The sequence below is a fragment of the Caenimonas koreensis DSM 17982 genome (assembly GCF_009646335.1).
GTDB lineage: Bacteria > Pseudomonadota > Gammaproteobacteria > Burkholderiales > Burkholderiaceae_C > Ramlibacter > Ramlibacter koreensis.
In genome coordinates, this window is sequence record NZ_WJBU01000012.1 from 162,728 (window position 1) to 184,040 (window position 21,313).

At 64.6% G+C, this 21,313-nt stretch carries 7 protein-coding genes; 4 read left to right on the top strand and 3 right to left on the bottom strand.

From position 1 onward, the window contains the following. Complete coding sequence (locus tag GHT07_RS14055) at positions 1–690, bottom strand: substrate-binding domain-containing protein (RefSeq protein ID WP_194792941.1); 690 nt, start codon at positions 688–690, stop codon at positions 1–3. A 115-nt stretch (positions 691–805) separates the two neighbouring features. Here GHT07_RS14055 and GHT07_RS14060 point away from each other — a divergent pair, with 115 nt between their 5' ends. Next, positions 806–1,723, top strand: a complete 918-nt coding sequence (locus GHT07_RS14060) for a LysR substrate-binding domain-containing protein (RefSeq protein WP_153585719.1) — start codon at positions 806–808, stop codon at positions 1,721–1,723. Here the strand turns inward: GHT07_RS14060 and GHT07_RS14065 are convergent, their stop codons facing one another. Both GHT07_RS14065 and GHT07_RS14070 read right to left on the bottom strand, forming a co-directional pair. Further along, a complete protein-coding gene (locus tag GHT07_RS14065; RefSeq protein WP_228488346.1) occupies positions 1,724–2,641 on the bottom strand; it encodes an NAD(P)-dependent oxidoreductase in 918 nt (305 codons plus the stop codon). It abuts the gene before it with no gap. A gap of 19 nt (positions 2,642–2,660) precedes the next feature. Continuing rightward, complete coding sequence (locus GHT07_RS14070) at positions 2,661–3,635, bottom strand: tripartite tricarboxylate transporter substrate-binding protein (RefSeq protein WP_153585720.1); 975 nt, start codon at positions 3,633–3,635, stop codon at positions 2,661–2,663. 236 nt (positions 3,636–3,871) lie between these two features. Here GHT07_RS14070 and GHT07_RS14075 point away from each other — a divergent pair, with 236 nt between their 5' ends. From GHT07_RS14075 to GHT07_RS14085, 3 genes are all read left to right on the top strand, one after another. Continuing rightward, entirely contained in the window at positions 3,872–6,067 is a 2,196-nt protein-coding gene (locus GHT07_RS14075) for a type I secretion system permease/ATPase (RefSeq protein WP_153585721.1), read from the top strand. Then, complete coding sequence (locus GHT07_RS14080; RefSeq protein ID WP_153585722.1) at positions 6,064–7,449, top strand: HlyD family type I secretion periplasmic adaptor subunit; 1,386 nt, start codon at positions 6,064–6,066, stop codon at positions 7,447–7,449. Before GHT07_RS14075 ends, GHT07_RS14080 begins: the two co-directional genes overlap by 4 nt. A gap of 117 nt (positions 7,450–7,566) precedes the next feature. Further along, positions 7,567–21,313 (top strand): Calx-beta domain-containing protein (locus GHT07_RS14085; protein ID WP_153585723.1); only part of this gene is annotated, 13,747 nt, incomplete at its 3' end.

The window sequence follows — 21,313 nt, forward strand, 5'->3', positions numbered from 1 at the left end:
TCAGGCCGGGTCCATACCCTGTCGGCGCTTGGCCGCGTCGGCACGCTGTGACGTCATGAAGGCAAACATCGCACGCACCGCGTCTGCGTGTTCTGACGCCGTGCAGATGCCGGCAGAGAAAGTGGTCGTGATCTGGATGTCATCGGGCAGCGGGCCAACGACGTCGATGCCTTCAAGATGCATCAGCTCGCTCAGCTGCTGGAAGCCAAGTGCGACATCGCCTCGCGCGACCAGCGTGCCCACCGGCACACCGGGCGATGCCTGCACGATGCGGTCCTTGATCTCGTCGGCGATGCCCCAGCGCTCGAAGAGCTTGGTCAGCGCCACGCCGCTCGGGCCGGTGGAATAGCCGATGGATCGCGCCGATTGAACGGCCGCCTTGACGGCGGCTTCGCTCGAAATATCAGGATGCGCGTCGCCCGCTTTCACGGCCACTGCAACGCCGGAGCGAACGAGATCGCAGCGCGTGCCGGCCACCACCTTGCCGGCGGCGATGAGTTTGTCGATGGCGTCTGCTGCGAGCACGACGAAGTCGAAGGCCTCGCCGGCCTGCACGCGCTTGGCCGCGTCCACACCGCCGACGGACTCAACCTCGACGGCCATGCCCGCTTCGCTTTGCCAGCCCGCAGCCAGGTCAGCCAGCAGCTGACGCGTGGCCATAGATGAGATTCCCTTGAGAGCTGCTGTCATGAATGAGCGGATTCTGCGAGGGCGATACCAATACGGAAAGCGCGGGCATCCGCTAGCAGCTAGAACAAGCCCTTATATCCGCCCCTGTGCTATGTCTCTAGACTTGGAGCCAGACATGGACCTGAAACAGCTTGAATACTTCGTCCGCGTTGCGGAGCTGGGCAGTTTCACCCGCGCTGCCATTGCGCTCGACATTGCGCAGCCCGCGCTCAGCCGCCAGGTGCGGCTGCTCGAAGTGGAGCTGCGCCAGAACCTGCTCACGCGCAATGGCCGCGGTGCCTCGCCCACCGAGGCAGGCAAGCTCCTGCTGGAGCACGGGCGCGGCATCCTGCACCAGGTCTCGCGCGCGAAGGAGGAGCTTGGGCGCGTGCGTGGTGCGCTGGCAGGGCGTGTGGCAGTCGGCCTGCCACCGAGCGTCGCGAAGATGATGGCGGTGCCGCTCATTCGTGAGTTCCGCAAGGCGATGCCCGAGGCTTCGATCTCGATCACTGAGGGGCTTTCAACAGCAATGCACGAGTCGCTGACAACAGGCCGCCTCGACATCGCGTTGCTCTACAACGCGACGGCATCGCCGGGGGTGGAACTCACGCCCTTGCTGGAAGAGGCGCTGTTTCTCGTGGAGCGGCGCAACGCGAAGTCGCCTGCATCAGCCAAGGCCGCGACGAGCGCTGTGCAGTTGCGCGACCTGGCCAGCGTGCCGCTGATCATCCCCAGCCGCCCAAATGCGATCCGCATGCAGGTCGAGTCGGAGATGGCGGCGGTGGGCTGCAAGCCTGATGTTGTTCTTGAGATCGATGGCGTCGCTGCAATCCTCGATCTTGTCGAAGATGGCGCGGGCAGTGCCATCCTGTCGCGCAACGCCGTGGCGACGTCGGCGCGGCCTGATGCATTCACCTGCCGGCCCATCAAGGGCCCGGCCATTCGCAGCCGCCTCATGATTGCCATGAGCTCGCAGCGGCCCGCCACGCTCACGCAAAAGGCGATGCTGCAGCTGATCCAGCAGATGGCGCCGCAGATGCTCGCGGCGCGGTAGCTACCCGCGCGGGCTGCGTGTGGCGATCAGCCGGTCGGCGTAGTCCTGCCAGCGCGCGTCCTTGGGCAAATCCTTGAACACGCCGCCAGCGGTCTGGTCGGCCACCCATTGCTGCTTGTCGGCAATCGCGCGACCCATGAACGGCTCGAACCCTGCTTCGTTCACCGTGTTGGCCGCTTCGCGCATTTCCTCAGCCCGCCGCTTGCCGTGCTGCACGACGCGGCTGAAAAAGTACGCGCCTTGCTTGTGCCAGTCGATGGACGGAAACGTTTCGGCAAGCGTTGGCAGCACGTGGTCTTCAACGCCGTACTCGCGCGCCGTGGTGTAGCTCTCGATCACCAGCGCCTCCAGCCCTTTGATCATGATGCTGCGGCACATCTTGATGGCCGAGGCCACGCCCAGTTCGCTGGAGACGGCCTTGGCGTCCAGGCCCCATTGCGCGAGCAACGCCGCGAGCTCATGCGCCTTCGCGCCGCCAAGCAGCATCGGCACCTTGATGCCGTAGGGCGGCACGGACGTCATCACGCCAGCTTCGACATAGTGCGCGCCGCTCGCATCGATCAGCGCTGCGGCTTGCTGCTTGGTGCCAGGTGAGGCGGAGTTGAGGTCGAGAAAAGTGGCGCCCGGCTGCATGAAAGGCGCGGCCTCGCGCGCGACGGCGAGCGTGTTGGAGGCGGTCACTGCAGAGATCACGAGGTTGCAGCCTTCGCACAGCGCTTGCATCGACGGCTGGGCTGTCACGCCTGCATCGTGTGCGTGGGCCAGTTCCTTCGTGCGCTGGGCCGGGTCGGCAAACTTCAGGTCCCAGGCGGCCACACCCTGCACGCCTGCTTTCGTTCTGAGGCCCGCGCTGAAGATCTTGCCGACTTCTCCGTAGCCGATCAGGCCGATGCTGCCCATAGAGGGGGTTGCGTTCATTCAAGGTGCTCCTGGCGCGTCATTGCCGCGGGATTTTTGCACGCGCGATCACGTCGCTCCATCGGCGGATGTCGCTTTCCATACGCTGGCCCAGTTGGGCCGGCGTGCTGCCCTGCGCGACGAGGTTCAATTCGGCCAGTCGCCGGATGACGTCAGGCTGCGCCAGCACGGCCTGCACTTCGCTGTTCAGCCGGGCGATTACCGCCGCGGGCGTGCGCGCGGGCGCTGCCAGGCCGTTCCACGACGACACGGCGAAACGTGCCAATGCGCCGCCTGAACTGCGCACGGTCGGCACATCCGGCAACTGAGCGGCGCGCTGCTCGCCCAGCACGGCCAGCGGCACCAGCGCGCGGGCTGCAACTTGCGGCATGAGCGGCCCGAGGATGTCGATCCCTGCGTCGATCTCGCCGCCGCGCAGCGCCGAGACCATGGCCGGTGTTCCGTTGAAGGGGATGACCTGGGCGTCTATGCCCGCAGTGACCTTCAGCAATTCAGCGGCCAGGTTCTGCGTCGTCCCGATTTGGGGTGTGCCGATGTTCAGCTTGCCCGGGTTGGCGTGTGCATAGGCGAGCAGGGCGCCCAGGGTGTCGAAGCGGCCTGCCGCCTTCACGACGATGGCCAGGTCAAAGGTCGCAAGCAGCGAGATCGGCGCGAAATCCTTCAGCGTGTCGAACGCAAGCGTCTTGAACAGGGCTGCGCTCACGGCTGTGCCGCTGGAAACCAGCAGCAGCGTGTGGCCGTCCGGCTCCGCGCGCGCCACCTGCTCGGCCGCGACAACGCCGCCAGCGCTGGGCTTGTTGTCGATGATGACGGCCTGGCCCAGCGGGCCCGCGAGCCGTTCGGCGACCAGCCGGGCGGTGAGGTCGGCGGCGCCACCGGCACCGTTCGGCACCACGATTCGCACGGCCCTGGTGCCGAAAACGGCAGCCTGGCTGGCACCCGGCCACAAGGCTGCCCCGGCAAGCATCGACAAGGCGAATCTGCGGCTGGGCATGCTGCGTACTCCTGGGGAACTGGTTACAGATCACGCAAAAATTGTGCAATTTCATGCGTGAATAAGACACACCGTACCGCTTTTGCGGCTAGGCAGGAACGATTTGCCTGTGCAATTTGTCCTACACGGCAAAATGGGGTGCCTGTGAATCTTTGGTTTTGCAAGCGCGTGGGTATCATTTTTGTCACATACAGAAGTAGGAGCGAGCCGATGGCCGAGCAGGCCTGCGGACCAGAATGGGTGATGTAAAAGTTCCTTTCGATATCAAGGCTCACACGGGTTGGGATCGCCGCAAGATCGGCCTGAGCGACGCCAACCTGCAAAGCGATCCCCTGCTGGACTGCCTGGTTGAGCTGGCCCGTATCCATGGCCGCTCGGAAACCCGGGCGGGACTTTCGGCTGGCTTGCCACTGAACAAGGAAGGCCTCACGCCCAGCCTGTTTGTTCGCGCTGCCGGGCGTGCAGGCCTGTCGGCCAAGGTCGTCCGCCGCACGATCGATGGCATCGACGTGGCACTGCTGCCGGTGGTGCTGCTGCTCAACGGCGACTCAGCCTGCCTGCTGATTGGCTGGGAAGACGACGGTGCCACGGCCCGCTTGCTGTTTCCCGAAACCGGCCAGGGCGTGATCACCATGCCACGTGCCGACTTGGAGGCGCGTTACGCCGGCATCGCCATCTTTGCCCACCCGCAATTCCGCTTCGACCGCCGCACGCCCGAGTTGCTCACGCGCAACCGCCATTGGTTCTGGGGCGCCTTTCGCGACCAGCTGCCGCTCTATCGCGACGTGCTCATTGCCGCGCTGCTGATCAATATCTTCGCGCTCGCATTCCCGTTGTTCTCGATGAACATCTACGACCGCGTGGTGCCGAACTTCGCGACGGAAACGCTGTGGATGCTCGCTGTGGGCCTGGCCCTGATGCTCGGCGCGGATTACACGCTGCGGCTGATGCGCGGCCACTTCGTGGACATGGCCGGCGCGCGCATCGACCTGCGGCTGTCCGCCCTCATCATGGAGCGCGTGCTCGGCATGAAGCTGGAGCACCGGCCCGCTTCCGTCGGCGCCTACGCGGCCACGCTGCGCTCGTTTGAATCGCTGCGCGACTTCGTCGCATCTGCGACTGTCACGGCCATCATCGACCTGCCGTTCGCGCTGCTGTTCCTGATCGTCATCGCGTGGATCTGCTGGCCGCTCGTTTTTGTGCCGATCATCGGCCTGACGGTGATGGTGTTCTACGCCAAGTCAGTTGCCGGCCGCATGCGTGAACTCTCCGAGACGACGTTTCGCGCGGGAGCCATGCGCAACGCCACCATCGTCGAAGCGCTGACGGCCCTGGAAACCATCAAGGCCCACGGCTCCGAGCGCGTCATGCAGACCAAGCTGGAGTCAACGGCCGCCTTCCTGTCGAGCGTGACGTCAAAGCTCAGGCTGCTTTCTTCGTCGGTGACCAATGGTGCGGCCACGCTGCAGCAGGCGATGAACCTGATCCTCATCGTCGCCGGCGTTTACCTGATTCACGACGGCTGGCTGACGATGGGCGGCATGATCGCCATCACGATGCTGGCGGGCCGTGCGTTGCAGCCATTGAGCCAGGTCGTGGCGTTGATGATGCAGTACGAGAACGCCAGCATGGCGATGGTGTCGCTCGAAGCGACCATGAGCAAGGAAAGCGAGCGCCCGGCCACCGCGACGTACCTGCATCGCCCCGACCTGAAGGGCGACATCACTTTCGACGACGTGCACTTCAGCTATCCGGGTCGCAAGGAATCCGCATTGCGCGGTGTGTCGTTCCGCATCAATGCCGGCGAGAAGGTGGTCGTGATCGGCCGCGTCGGTTCGGGCAAGACGACCTTGCAGCGTCTGGCCCTGGGCCTGTATGTGCCCACCAAGGGCACTGTGTCGATCGATGGTGTGGATATCCGCCAGCTCGACCCGGTCGAGCTGCGCCGCAACATTGGCTACGTCGAGCAGGACGCGATGCTGTTTTATGGCACCTTGCGTGAAAACATCTCGATCTCCGCGCCGCTTGCCGATGACGGCGCGATCCTCGCCGCGGCCGCTGTCGGCGGGCTGAGCGAGATGATCGACAAGCACCCGCAAGGCTTTGACATGGTCATTGGCGAGCGGGGCGAATCACTCTCCGGCGGGCAGCGCCAGGGCATCGCGATTGCGCGCGCCGCATTGCTCGATGCGCCGATGCTGCTGCTCGACGAGCCAACCGGCTCGATGGACTTCAGCACCGAGGCGCAATTCAAGGAGCGTTTGCGCGTGTTTGCACAACACCGCACGGTGTTAATCGTGACGCACCGCAACAGCCTGCTCGAGCTGGCCGATCGAATCATCGTGCTGGACGAGGGCATCGTGGTGGCCGACGGCCCGCGCGAAAAAGTGCTGGACGATTTGCGCGCGGGCCGCGTGGGCAAAGCATCATGATCCGCTGGGCTGACATCAAGCAACTCGTGCTGCAGGGCCCCGCGTACTGGCGCGAGGCGACCCAGCCGCAGCCGACCGGGCCAGGCACAACGTTCGTGCGTGACGCCCACGCACTCATGCTCGAGCAAGACCCGACGCGTGCGCGTGTGCTGCTCAAAGTGTTCGGCGCCGTGGTCGTGGTCGCGCTCTTGTGGGCCGCGCTGACTCGCGTTGACGAAGTGACGAAGGGCGATGGCAAGGTTGTCTCGTCCACGCAGCTGCAGGTCATGCAAAGCCTGGACGGCGGCGTTGTCGCGGAAATCCTCGTGAAAGAGGGCCAGCTCGTGCAGCCGGGGCAAGTGCTGCTGAATATTGACCCCACGCGGTTTGATTCGTCGCTGCAGGAAAGCCGTGCGCAGTACCTGGCGCTGGTGGCGCGTGCAGCGCGCTTGCGCGCCCTGGCCGAAGGGGTGCCATTCGAGGCGCCCGCTGAAGTGGTGAAAGAATCGCCGCGCACTGTCGAGGCCGAGCAACGCGCTTACGAGGCGAGCAAGTCCACCCTAGGCGCGCAGCTGTCCATAGCGGAGCAGCAGCTTGCCCAGAAGCGCCAGGAACTTGGTGAAGCCAATGCGCGCCGCGAACAGGCCTCCCAGGCTTACGAGCTCACAGCCAAGGAGCTCGCCTACACCAGGCCGTTGTTGGCCACGGGTGCCGTGTCGGAAGTCGATGTGTTGCGCCTGGAGCGCGACGCTGGCCGCTTCAAGGGCGAGCGCGATATCGCAACAGCGCAGATCGCCAAGGCGCAGTCGGCGATTGGCGAGGCGAGCCGCAGGGTCCAGGAAATCACGCTGGCCTTTCGCAGCGACGCGCGCAAGGAAATGTCGGAGGTCGAGGCCAAGCTGAACGTCAACACGGCTGGTACGGCTGGCCTGGCCGACAGGGTCGCCAAGTCGTCGATCCGCTCACCTGTGAAGGGCACGGTCAAGCGCCTGCTGGTCAAGACGGTGGGCGGGGTTGTCCAGCCGGGCAAGGACGTAGTCGAAATTGTGCCGTTTGAGGAGGCGCTGCTGCTCGATGCGCGCGTGCTGGCCAAGGACATTGCGTTTCTGCGGCCAGGCGATCCGGCCATCGTGAAATTCACGGCCTACGACTTTTCAATCTACGGCGGCCTGGACGCTAAAGTTGAAATGATCGGTGCCGACTCTGTTACAGATGAGCGCGGAAATACGTTCTACATGGTCCGTCTGCGGACCAATAAATCGCATTTGGGTGCGGGCGAAGGTTTGCCGGTCATTTCAGGAATGGTCGCCGAAGTCAGCATCCTGACCGGCAAGAAATCCATCCTGTCTTACCTCTTGAAACCGGTGCTCAAGGCCAAGCAGGAAGCATTCACCGAAAGGTGATCGGCAATATTTGCCAGTAGCGGCGGGTGTTACTGCTTTTGAGGAAAAAAGTAGTATTTCACAATTGGTTACATACAGATATACTGGAATTGCCGCGTTACAGAGGCAAGCACACTTATGGCCGAAGCCAAATTCGTTGGAACCGTAGTACTCATTGAAGGGGTCGCGTTCGCGCGGGACCCGCAGGGCAACCAGCGTCAGCTGAAGTTCGGCGACCCCGTTTTCGAAGGCGAAGTGATCATTGCGCTTGACGGTGCGCAGGTCGAGCTTTCGTTCGAGAACGGCGCACACCTGCTCGTTCGGGCCAAGGAGGACGTACGCCTCGACCAGGCGCTGTTCGAGAACATCATGCCCGAAGGCGGCAAGAGCGCCTTGCTCGGCCGCATTGGTGAGGAAACAGCCCCCGCCACGGTTACCAACGACAACAGCAATGCCGTCAACCCGCAAGACGGCGGCGGCATCGACGACGGAAATACATTTGTCCTGCTTGACCGTGTGGTCGAGCCGCTCACGCCACTCAATGACCTGGTGCTGACATCACAGGTCTGGCCGAAGATCGACCTGCCGTACGCACCGCCGGTCAGCAACATTCCCGCGCCCCCGACACCGGGGCCGCTGCCCGGCACGCCGACGCAGATCGACACGGTCACCAGTACCAACACTACCGAAGGCAATACCCTCGTCCACAGGGTCACGCTGACGGGCGGGTCGACCTTCGACCAGGACTTCGCATTCACGCTGACAGGCGGCTCGGCCAGCACCAACGACTACGGCACACCCACGTTCAGCGACGGCGTCACGCTCGTCGGTGGCCGGTTGACCGTCCCTGCGGGCGTCAGCACTTTCACGATCACCATCCCGACGACGCCCGACATCGTCTACGAAGGCGACGAGACGGTCATCGTCACCGTGGGCGGCAAAACCGGCACCGGCACGATCATCGACAACGATCCGCCGCCCGAGATCGCCGTGGTGACCATCACCAATGACGTCGTGACCGAGGGCAGTGTTCTCGTCCATACCGTCACGCTGACCAACACATCGGCCACGCCTGCCACGCTGTCGTTTGGCCTGGCGGGCAACACCGCCAGCGCCGGCGACTTCGGCGCGCCCACGTTCAGCAATGGCGTGACCCTGCTCAATGGGCAGCTCACCGTGCCTGTCGGCGTCACGAGCTTCACGGTCAGCATCCCCACCATCCAGGACACGATTGCCGAGCCGACCGAGACGCTCGACCTGACCGTGGGTGGCAAGTCTGCCGTCGGCACGATCCTGGACAACGATCCGGCACCGACGATCGCCTCAATCACCGATGCAACGGTGTCCGAGGGCAACACGCTGGTGCACACCGTGTCGCTTGCGGGCAGTTCCCAGACCGCGACGACGTTCTCGTTTGGCCTGGCGGGCAACACGGCCAGCTCCGGCGATTTCGGCGGACCTGTTTTCAGCAATGGCGTGACAATGTCCGCCGGCGTCCTGACAGTTCCCGCGGGCGTTACCAGCTTCACCGTCAGCATCCCCACGATCCAGGACACGATCGCCGAGCCGACCGAGACGCTTGGCCTGACCGTGGGCGGCCTGTCCGCTGTCGGCACGATCCTGGACAACGACCCGGCGCCCGCCATCTCGTCGATCACCGATGCAACGGTGTCCGAGGGCAACACGCTGGTGCACACGGTGTCGCTCGCCGGCACGTCGCAGTCGGCCAGCGTCTTCTCGTTCGGCCTGGCCGGCGTCACAGCAGAGCCCGGTGACTTTGGCTCGCCATCATTCAGCAATGGCGTCACGCTCGACGGCGGACTGCTCACGGTACCCGCAGGCGTCACCAGCTTCACGATCAGCATTCCCACCGTGCAGGACACGGTCTTTGAAAACACCGAGACCCTCCACGTTTCCGTGGGCGGCCTGGTCGGTGTTGGCACCATCCTCGACGATGAGGCGCCGCCTGTCATCGCCTCGATCACCGATTCAACGGTGCCCGAAGGCAATTCGCTCGTCCATACCGTCACGCTGACGGGCGCTGCTGAAGCAGCCACGACCTACAGTTTTTCGATTGCCGGCATCACGGCGTCGCCCGCCGATATTGGCGCGCCCGTGTTCAGCGATGGCGTCACGCTGAGCGGCGGTGTGCTCACGGTGCCCGCTGGTGTCACGAGCTTCACGGTCAGCATCCCGACTGTTGACGACACCGTGTTCGAAGGAACCGAGACGCTCGACGTCACCGTCGGCGGCCTCACAGGCGTCGGCACGATTCTCGAAAACGACCTCGCGCCGTCGATCGCATCGATCACCAACGACGCAGTACCCGAGGGCGATTCGCTCCTGCACACCGTCACGCTCAGCGGCGTTTCGACGATGGCGCAGACGTATGCATTCAATGTCGCGGGTGTCACAGCCAGCGCAGGCGACTTTGGCGCACCGACGTTCAGCAATGGTGTCTCACTCAATGGCGGTGTCCTCACGGTGCCCGCAGGCGTCACCAGCTTCACGATCAGCATCCCGACGGTTGAAGACGCGATCCATGAGGGCGACGAGACGCTGAACGTGTCTGTAGGCGGCCTCGTGGGCATCGGCACGATCCTCGAAGACGACCCGCTGCCCACCGTCGCGTCAATCACCGACGCCACCGTGACCGAAGGCAACACGCTGGTCCATACCGTGCAGTTGGCCGGTTCCTCGACCACGCCGACCAGCTTCGCATTCACCCTGGCAGGTGTCACGGCATCTGCAGGCGACTTCGGCGCGCCCGTGTTCAGCAACGGCGTCACGCTGGCAGGCGGCCAGCTCACGGTGCCTGCGGGCGTCACGACCTTCACGATCAGCGTGCCGACCATCAACGACACGGTGTACGAGAACACCGAGACGGTGAATGTGTCCGTGGGCAACCTGACGGCAGTCGGCACGATCCTCGACAACGATACGCCGCCGGCAGTGAGCTCCATCACCAGCGACGCCGTGGTCGAAGGCAACAGCCTGGTTCACAACGTCCGCATCGTGGGCACCTCGACCGAACCCACGGTGTACAGCTTCAGCGTGGCCGGCACGACAGCAAGCCCTGGCGACTTCACGTTGCCGCCGGTGTTCACCAACGGGGTGACGCTCTCCGGCGGCTTCGTCACGGTGCCCGCGGGTGTCACGCGCTTCAGCATCACGATCCCGACGGTTGACGACGCGATCATCGAAAACGATGAGCGCCTGACAGTGCAGCTGGGTAGCCTGTCTGCCATCGGCACCATCCACGACAACGACGTGGCCGGGCCGCCCGTCAACACCGTGCCGGGCACGCAGAACGACATTGAAGACACGTCGGTGGTCTTCAACTCTGCAAACGGCAACGCGATCAAGGTCACCAATACCGCTGGCGGCCAGCTGACTGTCACGCTCACGGTGACGCATGGCACGCTGGATGTGCTTCACCTGGGCGGCGTCAGCGTCAGCGACAACGGCACGGGAACGGTCACGATCATCGGGCCGGCCGCGCAGATCAACCAGGCGCTCAACGACCTGACGTTCAACCCGGTCGCCGATTTCAACGGCAACGCCGTCCTGACAGTCAAGACCACCAACGGCACCTTCACCGACACCGACACGATCACCATCGCTGTCACGCCGGTCGTCGACATTGCGTCAGACACAGCGGTGACCGATGCGAACGTTCCTGTCGACATCAACGTTTTTGCCAACGACACCTTCGAGAACCCTGATCAGCGCATCACCGCGGTCAACGGCAATGCGATCACCGATGGCGGCGCGTCTGTCTCGGTAGCCAATGGCAGCGTTGCGCTTGTCGGCGGCCACCTCGTGTTCACGCCGCAATCCGGCTTTGCAGGCCCGGTGCCGACGTTTACCTATACGGTCACGTCCGGCACGGTCACGGAGACGGCGAACGTCAATGTCCTGGTCAATGCAACGGCAGTCATCGCCAGCGTAACGGACGCCACGATCGTCGAAGGCGGCAACCTCGTTCACACGGTCACGCTCTCGGACGTGACGTCCATCCCGCTGAGCTACGCGTTCACGCTCAGCGACGGCACGGCTTCCAGCGGCGACTATGGCAGCCCGGTCTTCAGCAATGGCGTGACCTTTGCTGCTGGCACGATCACGGTGCCAGCCGGCGTGACGGCATTCACCGTCACGATCCCGACGACGCCTGACCTGCTCGATGAATCAGACGAAACAGTCCACCTGGACGTTGGCGGCGTCACGGCCACGGGAACGATCCTCGATGACGACACGGTGACCGTGCAGTCGATCGCCGACGCGACGATCCTCGAAGGCGGCGACCTCGTCCATACCGTCACGCTGTCCGGTGCGGCAGATGCCTCGCGCACCTTCAGCTTCAGCCTCAACGACGGCACGGCAACGGCCGGCGACTACGGCAGCGCGACCTTCACCAATGGTGTCACCCTGTCGGGCGGGCTCATTACCGTGCCGGCGGGTGTCACGAGCTTCGACGTCGTTGTCCCGACGATCGCCGACAACGTTTACGAGCCGGACGAAACCGTCAACCTGACAGTCGGCGGCGCGTCGGCAGTCGGCACGATTCTCAATGACGACAGCGCACCGGCGGTGTCGCAGGTCACAAACGACACGCAGACGGAAGGCACCAGTCTCGTCCACACCGTCACGCTCACCAATCCGTCGAGCACGGCGCAAACCTATTCGTACACGCTCGGCGGCGGCACGGCCACCGGCAGCGGTACTGACTACACCACACCACCGACCTTCAGCGATGGCGTCACGCTGGCAGCCGGTGTCCTGACGGTGCCGGCGGGCGTTACCTCGTTCACGATCACAGTTCCCACGACGCCCGACACGATCGACGAAGGCGTGTCCGAGGACTACGGCCTGACGGTGGGCGGCGTCGCGGCGAGCGGCACGATCCTCGACGACGATGGTGCTTCTGCAATTTCGTCGGTGACCGACGATTCGCAGATGGAGGGCACTGACCTCGTCCATACAGTGACGCTGAGCAATGCCTCTGCCGTCGACACGGTCTACACGTTCTCGCTCGGCGGTGGGACGGCCACTGGCGGCGGCACGGACTATTCGACGCCCCCCACCTTCAGCGACGGCGTCACGCTTTCCCTGGGCCTGCTCACCGTGCCCGCGGGCGTCACGTCGTTCACGTTCACCGTCCCCACGACGCTGGACACGATCGACGAAGGCGCATCCGAAAACTACAACGTGACCGTCGGCGGCGTCGCTGCCGTCGGCACGATCCTGGACGACGACAACGCGCCCACGATCACATCGGTCACCAACGACACGCAGCTCGAGGGCACTGACCTCGTCCACACGGTCACGCTCAGCAATGCGTCGAGCGTCACGACGACCTACACCTACTCGCTCGGCGGCGGCACAGCCACCGGCGGCGGCACTGATTACACGACACCGCCCACCTTCAGCGATGGCGTCACGCTTGCAGCTGGCGTTCTCACGGTGCCGGCGGGCGTCACCACGTTCTCGATCACTGTGCCCACGACACAGGACACGATCGACGAAGGCGCATCGGAAGACTACGGCGTGACCGTCGGCGGCGTCGCCGCAACGGGCACGATCACCGACGACGACAACGCGCCAACCATCTCGTCGGTGACCGACGACACCCAGCTCGAAGGCGCGAATCTCGTCCACACCGTCACGCTGAGCAATCCGTCCAGCGTTGACACCACCTACACCTACACGCTGGCCGATGGCACCGCGACCGGCGGCGGCGTGGACTACTCGACACCACCGACGTTCAGCGACGGCGTCACGCTCGCTGCGGGCGTGCTCACGGTTCCTGCGGGCGTCACGAGCTTCACGCTCACCGTGCCCACCACACTGGACACGATCGACGAAGGCGCATCGGAAAATTACAGCCTGACCGTTGGCGGCGTCGCCGCGACGGGCACGATCACCGACGACGACAACGCGCCCACGATCGCGTCGGTCACGAGCGACACGCAGACCGAAGGCGTGACGCTGGTGCACACAGTCACGCTGACCAACCCGTCGAGCATCGACACCACTTTTGCGTACTCGTTGGGCGGCGGCTCCGCCACTGGCGGCGGTGTCGACTACACCACACCGCCCACCTTCAGCGACGGCGTGACGCTGGCTGCAGGCGTGCTGACCGTACCGGCGGGCGTGACGGCCTTCACCATCACCGTCCCGACCATCCAGGACACGATTGATGAAGGTGCGTCTGAAAACTACGACCTGTCGGTCGGAGGCGTCGGCGCAACGGGCACGATCGTCGACGACGACGATCCGTCGAATGTGGGCTCCGTCACGAGCGACACGCAGACCGAAGGCACGGACCTGGTGCACACGGTCACGTTGTCGAACGCATCCGCCGTCGACACGGTCTACACGTTCTCGTTGGGTGGCGGCAGCGCCACAGGCGGCGGTGTCGACTACACCACGCCCCCGGCCTTCAGCGACGGCGTCACACTGAGCGGCGGGCTGTTGACGGTTCCTGCTGGCGTGACGACCTTCACGGTCACCGTCCCCACGTTGCAGGACACGATCGACGAAGGCGCCTCGGAAGACTATTCCATTGTGGTCGGCGGCGTTGCAGCCACCGGCACCATCCTGGATGACGACAACGCGCCGACCGTTGCGTCGGTGACCAGCGACGCGCAGGCCGAAGGCACGAGCCTCGTGCACACGGTGACGTTGAGTAATGCGTCAAGCGCCGACGTCACGTTCACCTACACACTGGGCGGCGGCTCCGCCACCGGTGGCGGCACCGACTACACCACGCCGCCGACCTTCAGCGACGGCGTGACATTGGCCGGCGGGATCCTCACGGTCCCTGCGGGGGTCACGACGTTTACGCTGACAGTGCCGACCACGCTCGACACGATCGACGAAGGCGCCTCCGAGGACTACAACCTGAGCGTCGGCGGTGTCGGCGCGACGGGCACGATCATCGATGATGACGCGGCGCCGACGATTGCATCGGTGAGCAGCGCAAGCGCAACAGAATCGACGAGCATCATCCATACGGTGAACCTGTCGAATGCGTCGAGCAGCGCGACCACGTTCACGCTGACGCTGGAAGACGTGACGGCCACCGGCGCAGGCGCGGACTACACGTCGTCGCTCGACGACACCGCGTTCACCAACGGCGTGACGATTGCGGGCGGTGTGATCACCGTGCCTGCAGGCGTGACGACGTTCTCGGTGTCAGTGCCAACGACGTCGGACACGATTGACGAGCCGAACGAGACGTACAACCTGACCGTGGGCGGCGCGAGCGGCGTCGGCACGATCCTGGACGACGACAACGCGCCGACGATTTCTTCCGTGAGCAGCGCGAGTGCGACGGAATCGACGAGCATCGTTCACACGGTGAACCTGTCGAACCCGTCCAGCAGCGCGACGACGTTCACGCTGACCTTGGGTGATGTGTCCGCCACCGGCGGCGGCACTGACTACACGTCGGCGCTGGATGACACGGCATTCACGAACGGCGTGACGATTGCAGGCGGTGTCATCACGGTGCCGGCAGGCGTGACGACGTTCTCGGTGTCTGTGCCGACAACATCCGACACGATCGACGAGGCAGACGAGACGTACAACCTGACCGTGGGCGGCGCGAGCGGCGTCGGCACGATCCTGGACGACGACAACGCGCCGACGATCTCTTCCGTGAGCAGCGCGAGCGCCACGGAGTCGACAAGCATCGTCCACACGGTGAACCTGTCGAATGCGTCCAGCAGCGCGACGACGTTCACGCTGACCTTGGGTGATGTGACCGCCACGGGCGGCGGCACTGACTACACGTCGGCGCTGACGAGCACTGCGTTCACGAACGGCGTGACGATTGCAGGCGGTGTGATCACCGTACCCGCAGGCGTGACGACCTTCTCGGTCTCTGTGGCCACGACGGCCGACACGACCGATGAGGCAGACGAGACGTACAACCTGACGGTCGGCGGCGCCAGCGGCGTGGGCACGATCCTGGACGACGACAACGCGCCGACGATTTCGTCGGTGTCGAGCGCGAGCGCGACGGAATCCACAAGCATCATTCACACGGTGAACCTGTCGAATGCGTCGAGCAGCGCGACGACGTTCACGTTGACCCTAGGTGATGTGTCCGCTACGGGCGGCGGCACCGACTACACCTCGGCGCTGACCAATACGGCCTTCACCAACGGCGTCACCATCTCTGGCGGTGTGATCACCGTGCCCGCTGGCGTGACGACGTTCTCGGTGTCAGTGCCAACGACGTCGGACACGATTGACGAGCCGAACGAGACGTACAACCTGACCGTGGGTGGCGCGAGCGGCGTCGGCACGATCATCGACGACGACAACGCGCCGACGATTTCGTCGGTGTCGAGCGCCAGCGCCACGGAGTCGACGAGCATCGTCCACACGGTGAACCTGTCGAACCCGTCCAGCAGCGCGACGACATTCACGCTGACCTTGGGTGATGTGTCCGCCACGGGCGGCGGCACTGACTACACGTCGGCGCTGGATGACACCGCGTTCACCAATGGCGTGACGATTGCAGGCGGTGTGATCACGGTGCCGGCAGGCGTGACGACGTTCTCGGTGTCTGTGCCGACGACGTCGGACACGATTGACGAGCCAAACGAGACGTACAACCTGACCGTGGGTGGCGCGAGCGGCGTCGGCACGGTCATCGACGACGACAACGCGCCGACGATTTCGTCGGTGTCGAGCGCGAGTGCCACGGAATCGACAAGCATTGTCCACACGGTGAACCTGTCGAATGCGTCCAGCAGCGCGACGACGTTCACGCTGACCTTGGGTGATGTGACCGCTGCAGGCGGCGGCACTGACTACACGTCGGCGCTGGATGACACGGCGTTCACGAACGGCGTGACGATTGCAGGCGGCGTGATCACGGTGCCGGCAGGCGTGACGACGTTCTCGGTGTCTGTGCCGACAACATCCGACACGATCGACGAGGCAGACGAGACGTACAACCTGACCGTGGGCGGCGCGAGCGGCGTCGGCACGATCATCGACGACGACAACGCGCCGACGATTTCGTCGGTGTCGAGCGCGAGTGCCACGGAGTCGACGAGCATCGTCCACACGGTGAACCTGTCGAACGCGTCCAGCAGCGCGACGACGTTCACCCTCACGTTGGGTGATGTGACCGCCACGGGCGGCGGCGCGGACTACACGTCGTCGCTCGACGACACCGCGTTCACCAATGGCGTGACGATTGCGGGCGGTGTGATCACCGTGCCTGCAGGCGTGACGACGTTCTCGGTGTCAGTGCCAACGACGTCGGACACGATTGACGAGCCGAACGAGACGTACAACCTGACCGTGGGCGGCGCGAGCGGCGTCGGCACGATCCTGGACGACGACAACGCGCCGACGATTTCTTCCGTGAGCAGCGCGAGCGCCACGGAGTCGACAAGCATCGTTCACACGGTGAACCTGTCGAACGCATCGAGCAGCGCGACGACGTTCACGCTGACCTTGGGTGATGTCACCGCCACGGGCGGCGGCACTGACTACACGTCGGCGCTGACGAGCACGGCATTCACGAACGGCGTGACGATTGCAGGCGGTGTGATCACCGTACCCGCTGGCGTGACGACGTTCTCGGTCTCTGTACCGACGACGTCGGACACGATCGACGAGGCAGACGAGACGTACAACCTGACCGTGGGTGGCGCGAGCGGCGTCGGCACGATTCTGGACGACGACAACGCGCCGACGATCTCTTCCGTGAGCAGCGCGAGCGCCATGGAGTCGACAAGCATCGTCCACACGGTGAACCTGTCGAACGCATCGAGCAGCGCGACGACGTTCACGCTGACCTTGGGTGATGTGACCGCCACGGGCGGCGGCACTGACTACACCTCGTCGCTGACGAGCACGGCGTTCACGAACGGCGTGACGATTGCAGGCGGTGTGATCACCGTGCCCGCTGGCGTGACGACCTTCTCGGTCTCTGTGGCCACGACGGCCGACACGACCGATGAGGCAGACGAGACGTACAACCTGACGGTCGGCGGCGCCAGCGGCGTGGGCACGATCCTGGATGACGACAACGCGCCGACGATTTCGTCGGTGTCGAGTGCCAGCGCAACAGAATCGACGAGCATCGTCCACACGGTGAATCTGTCGAACCCGTCCAGCAGCGCGACGACATTCACGCTGACCTTGGGTGATGTGTCCGCCACGGGCGGCGGCACTGACTACACGTCGGCGCTGGATGACACGGCTTTCACGAACGGCGTGACGATTGCAGGCGGTGTGATCACCGTGCCGGCAGGCGTGACGACGTTCTCGGTCTCTGTGGCCACGACGGCCGACACGATTGATGAGGCAGACGAGACGTACAACCTGACGGTCGGCGGCGCCAGCGGCGTGGGCACGATCCTGGACGACGACAACGCGCCGACGATTTCGTCGGTGTCGAGCGCCAGCGCCACGGAGTCGACGAGCATCGTCCACACGGTGAACCTGTCGAACCCGTCCAGCAGCGCGACGACATTCACCTTGACCTTGGGCGATGTGACGGCGACGGGCGGCGGCACTGACTACACGTCGGCGCTGGATGACACGGCGTTCACCAATGGCGTCACCATCTCTGGCGGTGTGATCACCGTGCCGGCAGGCGTGACGGCGTTCTCGGTCTCTGTGCCGACAACATCCGACACGATTGACGAGGCAGACGAGACGTACAACCTGACCGTGGGTGGCGCGAGCGGCGTCGGCACGGTCATCGACGACGACAACGCGCCGACGATTTCTTCCGTGAGCAGCGCGAGCGCCACGGAGTCGACAAGCATCGTCCACACGGTGAACCTGTCGAACGCGTCGAGCAGCGCGACGACGTTCACCTTGACGCTGGGTGACGTGACGGCGTCGGGCGGCGGCACTGACTACACCTCGTCGCTGACGAGCACGGCGTTCACGAACGGCGTGACGATTGCAGGCGGTGTGATCACCGTACCCGCTGGCGTGACGACGTTCTCGGTCTCTGTACCGACGACGTCGGACACGATTGACGAGGCAGACGAGACGTACAACCTGACGGTCGGCGGCACCAGCGGCGTGGGCACGATCCTGGACGACGACGCGGCCCCGACGATCTCGTCCGTGAGCAGCGCAAGCGCCACGGAGTCGACGAGCATCGTCCACACGGTGAACCTGTCGAATGCTTCGAGCAGTGCGACCACGTTCACGTTGACCCTGGGTGATGTGACTGCCACCGGCGGCGGCACGGACTACACGTCGGCGCTGACGAGCACGGCCTTCACCAATGGCGTGACGATTGCGGGCGGTGTGATCACCGTGCCGGCGGGCGTGACGTCCTTCTCGGTGTCGGTCCCGACCACGTCGGACACCATCGACGAGGTGAACGAGACCTACAACCTGACCGTGGGTGGCGCGAGCGGCGTCGGCACCGTCATCGACGATGACCCGGCCCCCACGATCTCTTCGGTGTCGAGCGCCAGCGCGACGGAAGCGACGAGCATCGTTCACACGGTGAACCTGTCAAATGCGTCGAGCAGCGCGACCACGTTCACGTTGACATTGGGTGATGTGACCGCCACCGGCGGCGGCACGGACTACACGTCGGCGCTCACGAGCACCGCATTCACCAACGGCGTGACGATCGCCGGTGGCGTGATCACGGTGCCCGCTGGCGTGACGAGCTTCTCGGTCTCTGTGCCGACGACGTCGGACACGATCGACGAGCCGAACGAAGCCTACAACCTGACCGTGGGCGGCGCGAGCGGCGTCGGCACAATCATCGACGATGACCCCGCGCCGACCATCTCGTCGGTGACGAGTGCCAGCGCGACGGAGTCGACGAGCATCATCCACACGGTGAACCTGTCGAATGCATCCAGCAGCGCGACGACGTTCACGTTGACGCTGGCAGATGTGACTGCGACGGGCGGTGGCGCGGACTACACCTCGGCTTTGGACGACACGGCGTTCACGAACGGCGTGACGATTGCGGGCGGTGTGATCACCGTGCCGGCAGGCGTGACGGCGTTCTCGGTTTCTGTGGCCACGACCTCAGACACCATCGACGAGGCGAACGAAACGTACAACCTGACCGTGGGCGGCGCGAGTGGCGTCGGCACGATCATCGACGACGACAACGCCCCGACGATCTCGTCGGTGTCGAGCGCGAGCGCGACCGAAGCGACGAGCATCGTTCACACGGTGAACCTGTCGAATGCATCGAGCAGTGCGACAACGTTCACCCTGACACTGGGCGATGTGACGGCGACGGGTGGCGGCACGGACTACACCTCGGCGCTCACGAGCACCGCCTTTACCAACGGCGTGACGATTGCGGGCGGTGTCATCACCGTGCCGGCAGGCGTCACGATGTTCTCGGTCTCTGTGCCGACGACATCAGATTCCATCGACGAGGCGAACGAGACCTACAACCTGACGGTTGGCGGTGCGAGTGGCGTTGGCACGGTCATCGATGATGATCCGGCCCCGACGATCTCGTCGGTGACGAGCGCGAGCGCGACGGAAGCGACGAGCATCGTCCATACCGTCAGCCTGTCGAATCCCTCCAGCAGCGCGACCACGTTCACGCTCACCTTGGGTGATGTCACCGCCACAGGCGGTACCGACTACACGGCGACGCTCGATGACACGGCATTCACCAATGGCGTGACCATTGCAGGCGGTGTGATCACGGTGCCGGCAGGCGTGACGACGTTCTCGGTGTCTGTGCCGACGACGTCGGACACGATTGACGAGGCAGACGAGACGTACAACCTGACGGTCGGCAGCGCCAGCGGCGTGGGCACGATCCTGGACGACGACGCGGCCCCGACGATCTCGTCCGTGAGCAGCGCGAGCGCCACGGAGTCGACGAGCATCGTCCACACGGTGAACCTGTCGAACGCGTCGAGCAGCGCGACGACGTTCACGTTGACGCTGGGTGATGTGACCGCAACAGGCGGCGGTACCGACTACACGTCGGCGCTCACGAGCACAGCGTTCACCAATGGCGTGACGATCTCTGGCGGTGTGATCACCGTGCCGGCCGGCGTGACGACGTTCTCGGTCTCTGTCCCGACCACTTCGGACACCATCGACGAGCCGAACGAAACCTACAACCTGACCGTCGACGGCGCGAGCGGCGTCGGCACGGTCATCGACGACGACAACGCGCCGACGATCTCGTCGGTGAGCAGCGCGAGCGCGACGGAAGCGACGAGCATCGTTCACACGGTGAACCTGTCGAATCCCTCCAGCAGCGCGACGACCTTCACATTGACGCTGGGCGATGTCACCGCGACGGGCGGCGGCACCGACTACATATCGGCACTCACCAGCACAGCGTTCACCAATGGCGTGACGATCTCTGGCGGTGTCATCACCGTGCCGGCCGGCGTGACGACGTTCTCGGTGTCTGTCGCTACGACGTCGGACACGATCGACGAGCCGAACGAAACCTACAACCTGACCGTGGGTGGCGCGAGCGGCGTCGGCACGATCCTGGACGATGACCCGCCCCCGACGATCTCGTCGGTGTCGAGCGCGAGCGCAACGGAAGCGACCAGCATCGTTCACACGGTGAACCTGTCGAATGCCTCCAGCAGCGCGACGACCTTCACCTTGACGCTGGGCGATGTCACCGCCACGGGCGGCGGCACCGACTACACCTCGGCCCTCACGAGCACGGCGTTCACCAATGGCGTGACGATTGCGGGCGGTGTCATCACCGTGCCGGCTGGCGTGACGACGTTCTCGGTGTCTGTCGCTACGACGATCGACACGATCGACGAGCCGAACGAAACGTACAACGTGACCGTGGGCGGTGCGAGCGGCGTTGGCACGATCATCGACGACGACAACGCCCCGACGATCTCGTCGGTGAGCAGCGCGAGCG

Coding starts and splice junctions, on each gene's coding strand:
- GHT07_RS14060 (WP_153585719.1), top strand. CDS start 806: ATGGACCTGAAACAGCTTGAATACTTCGTCCGCGTTGCGGAGCTGGGC.
- GHT07_RS14075 (WP_153585721.1), top strand. CDS start 3,872: ATGGGTGATGTAAAAGTTCCTTTCGATATCAAGGCTCACACGGGTTGG.
- GHT07_RS14070 (WP_153585720.1), bottom strand. CDS start 3,635: ATGCCCAGCCGCAGATTCGCCTTGTCGATGCTTGCCGGGGCAGCCTTG.
- GHT07_RS14080 (WP_153585722.1), top strand. CDS start 6,064: ATGATCCGCTGGGCTGACATCAAGCAACTCGTGCTGCAGGGCCCCGCG.
- GHT07_RS14065 (WP_228488346.1), bottom strand. CDS start 2,641: ATGAACGCAACCCCCTCTATGGGCAGCATCGGCCTGATCGGCTACGGA.
- GHT07_RS14055 (WP_194792941.1), bottom strand. CDS start 690: ATGACAGCAGCTCTCAAGGGAATCTCATCTATGGCCACGCGTCAGCTG.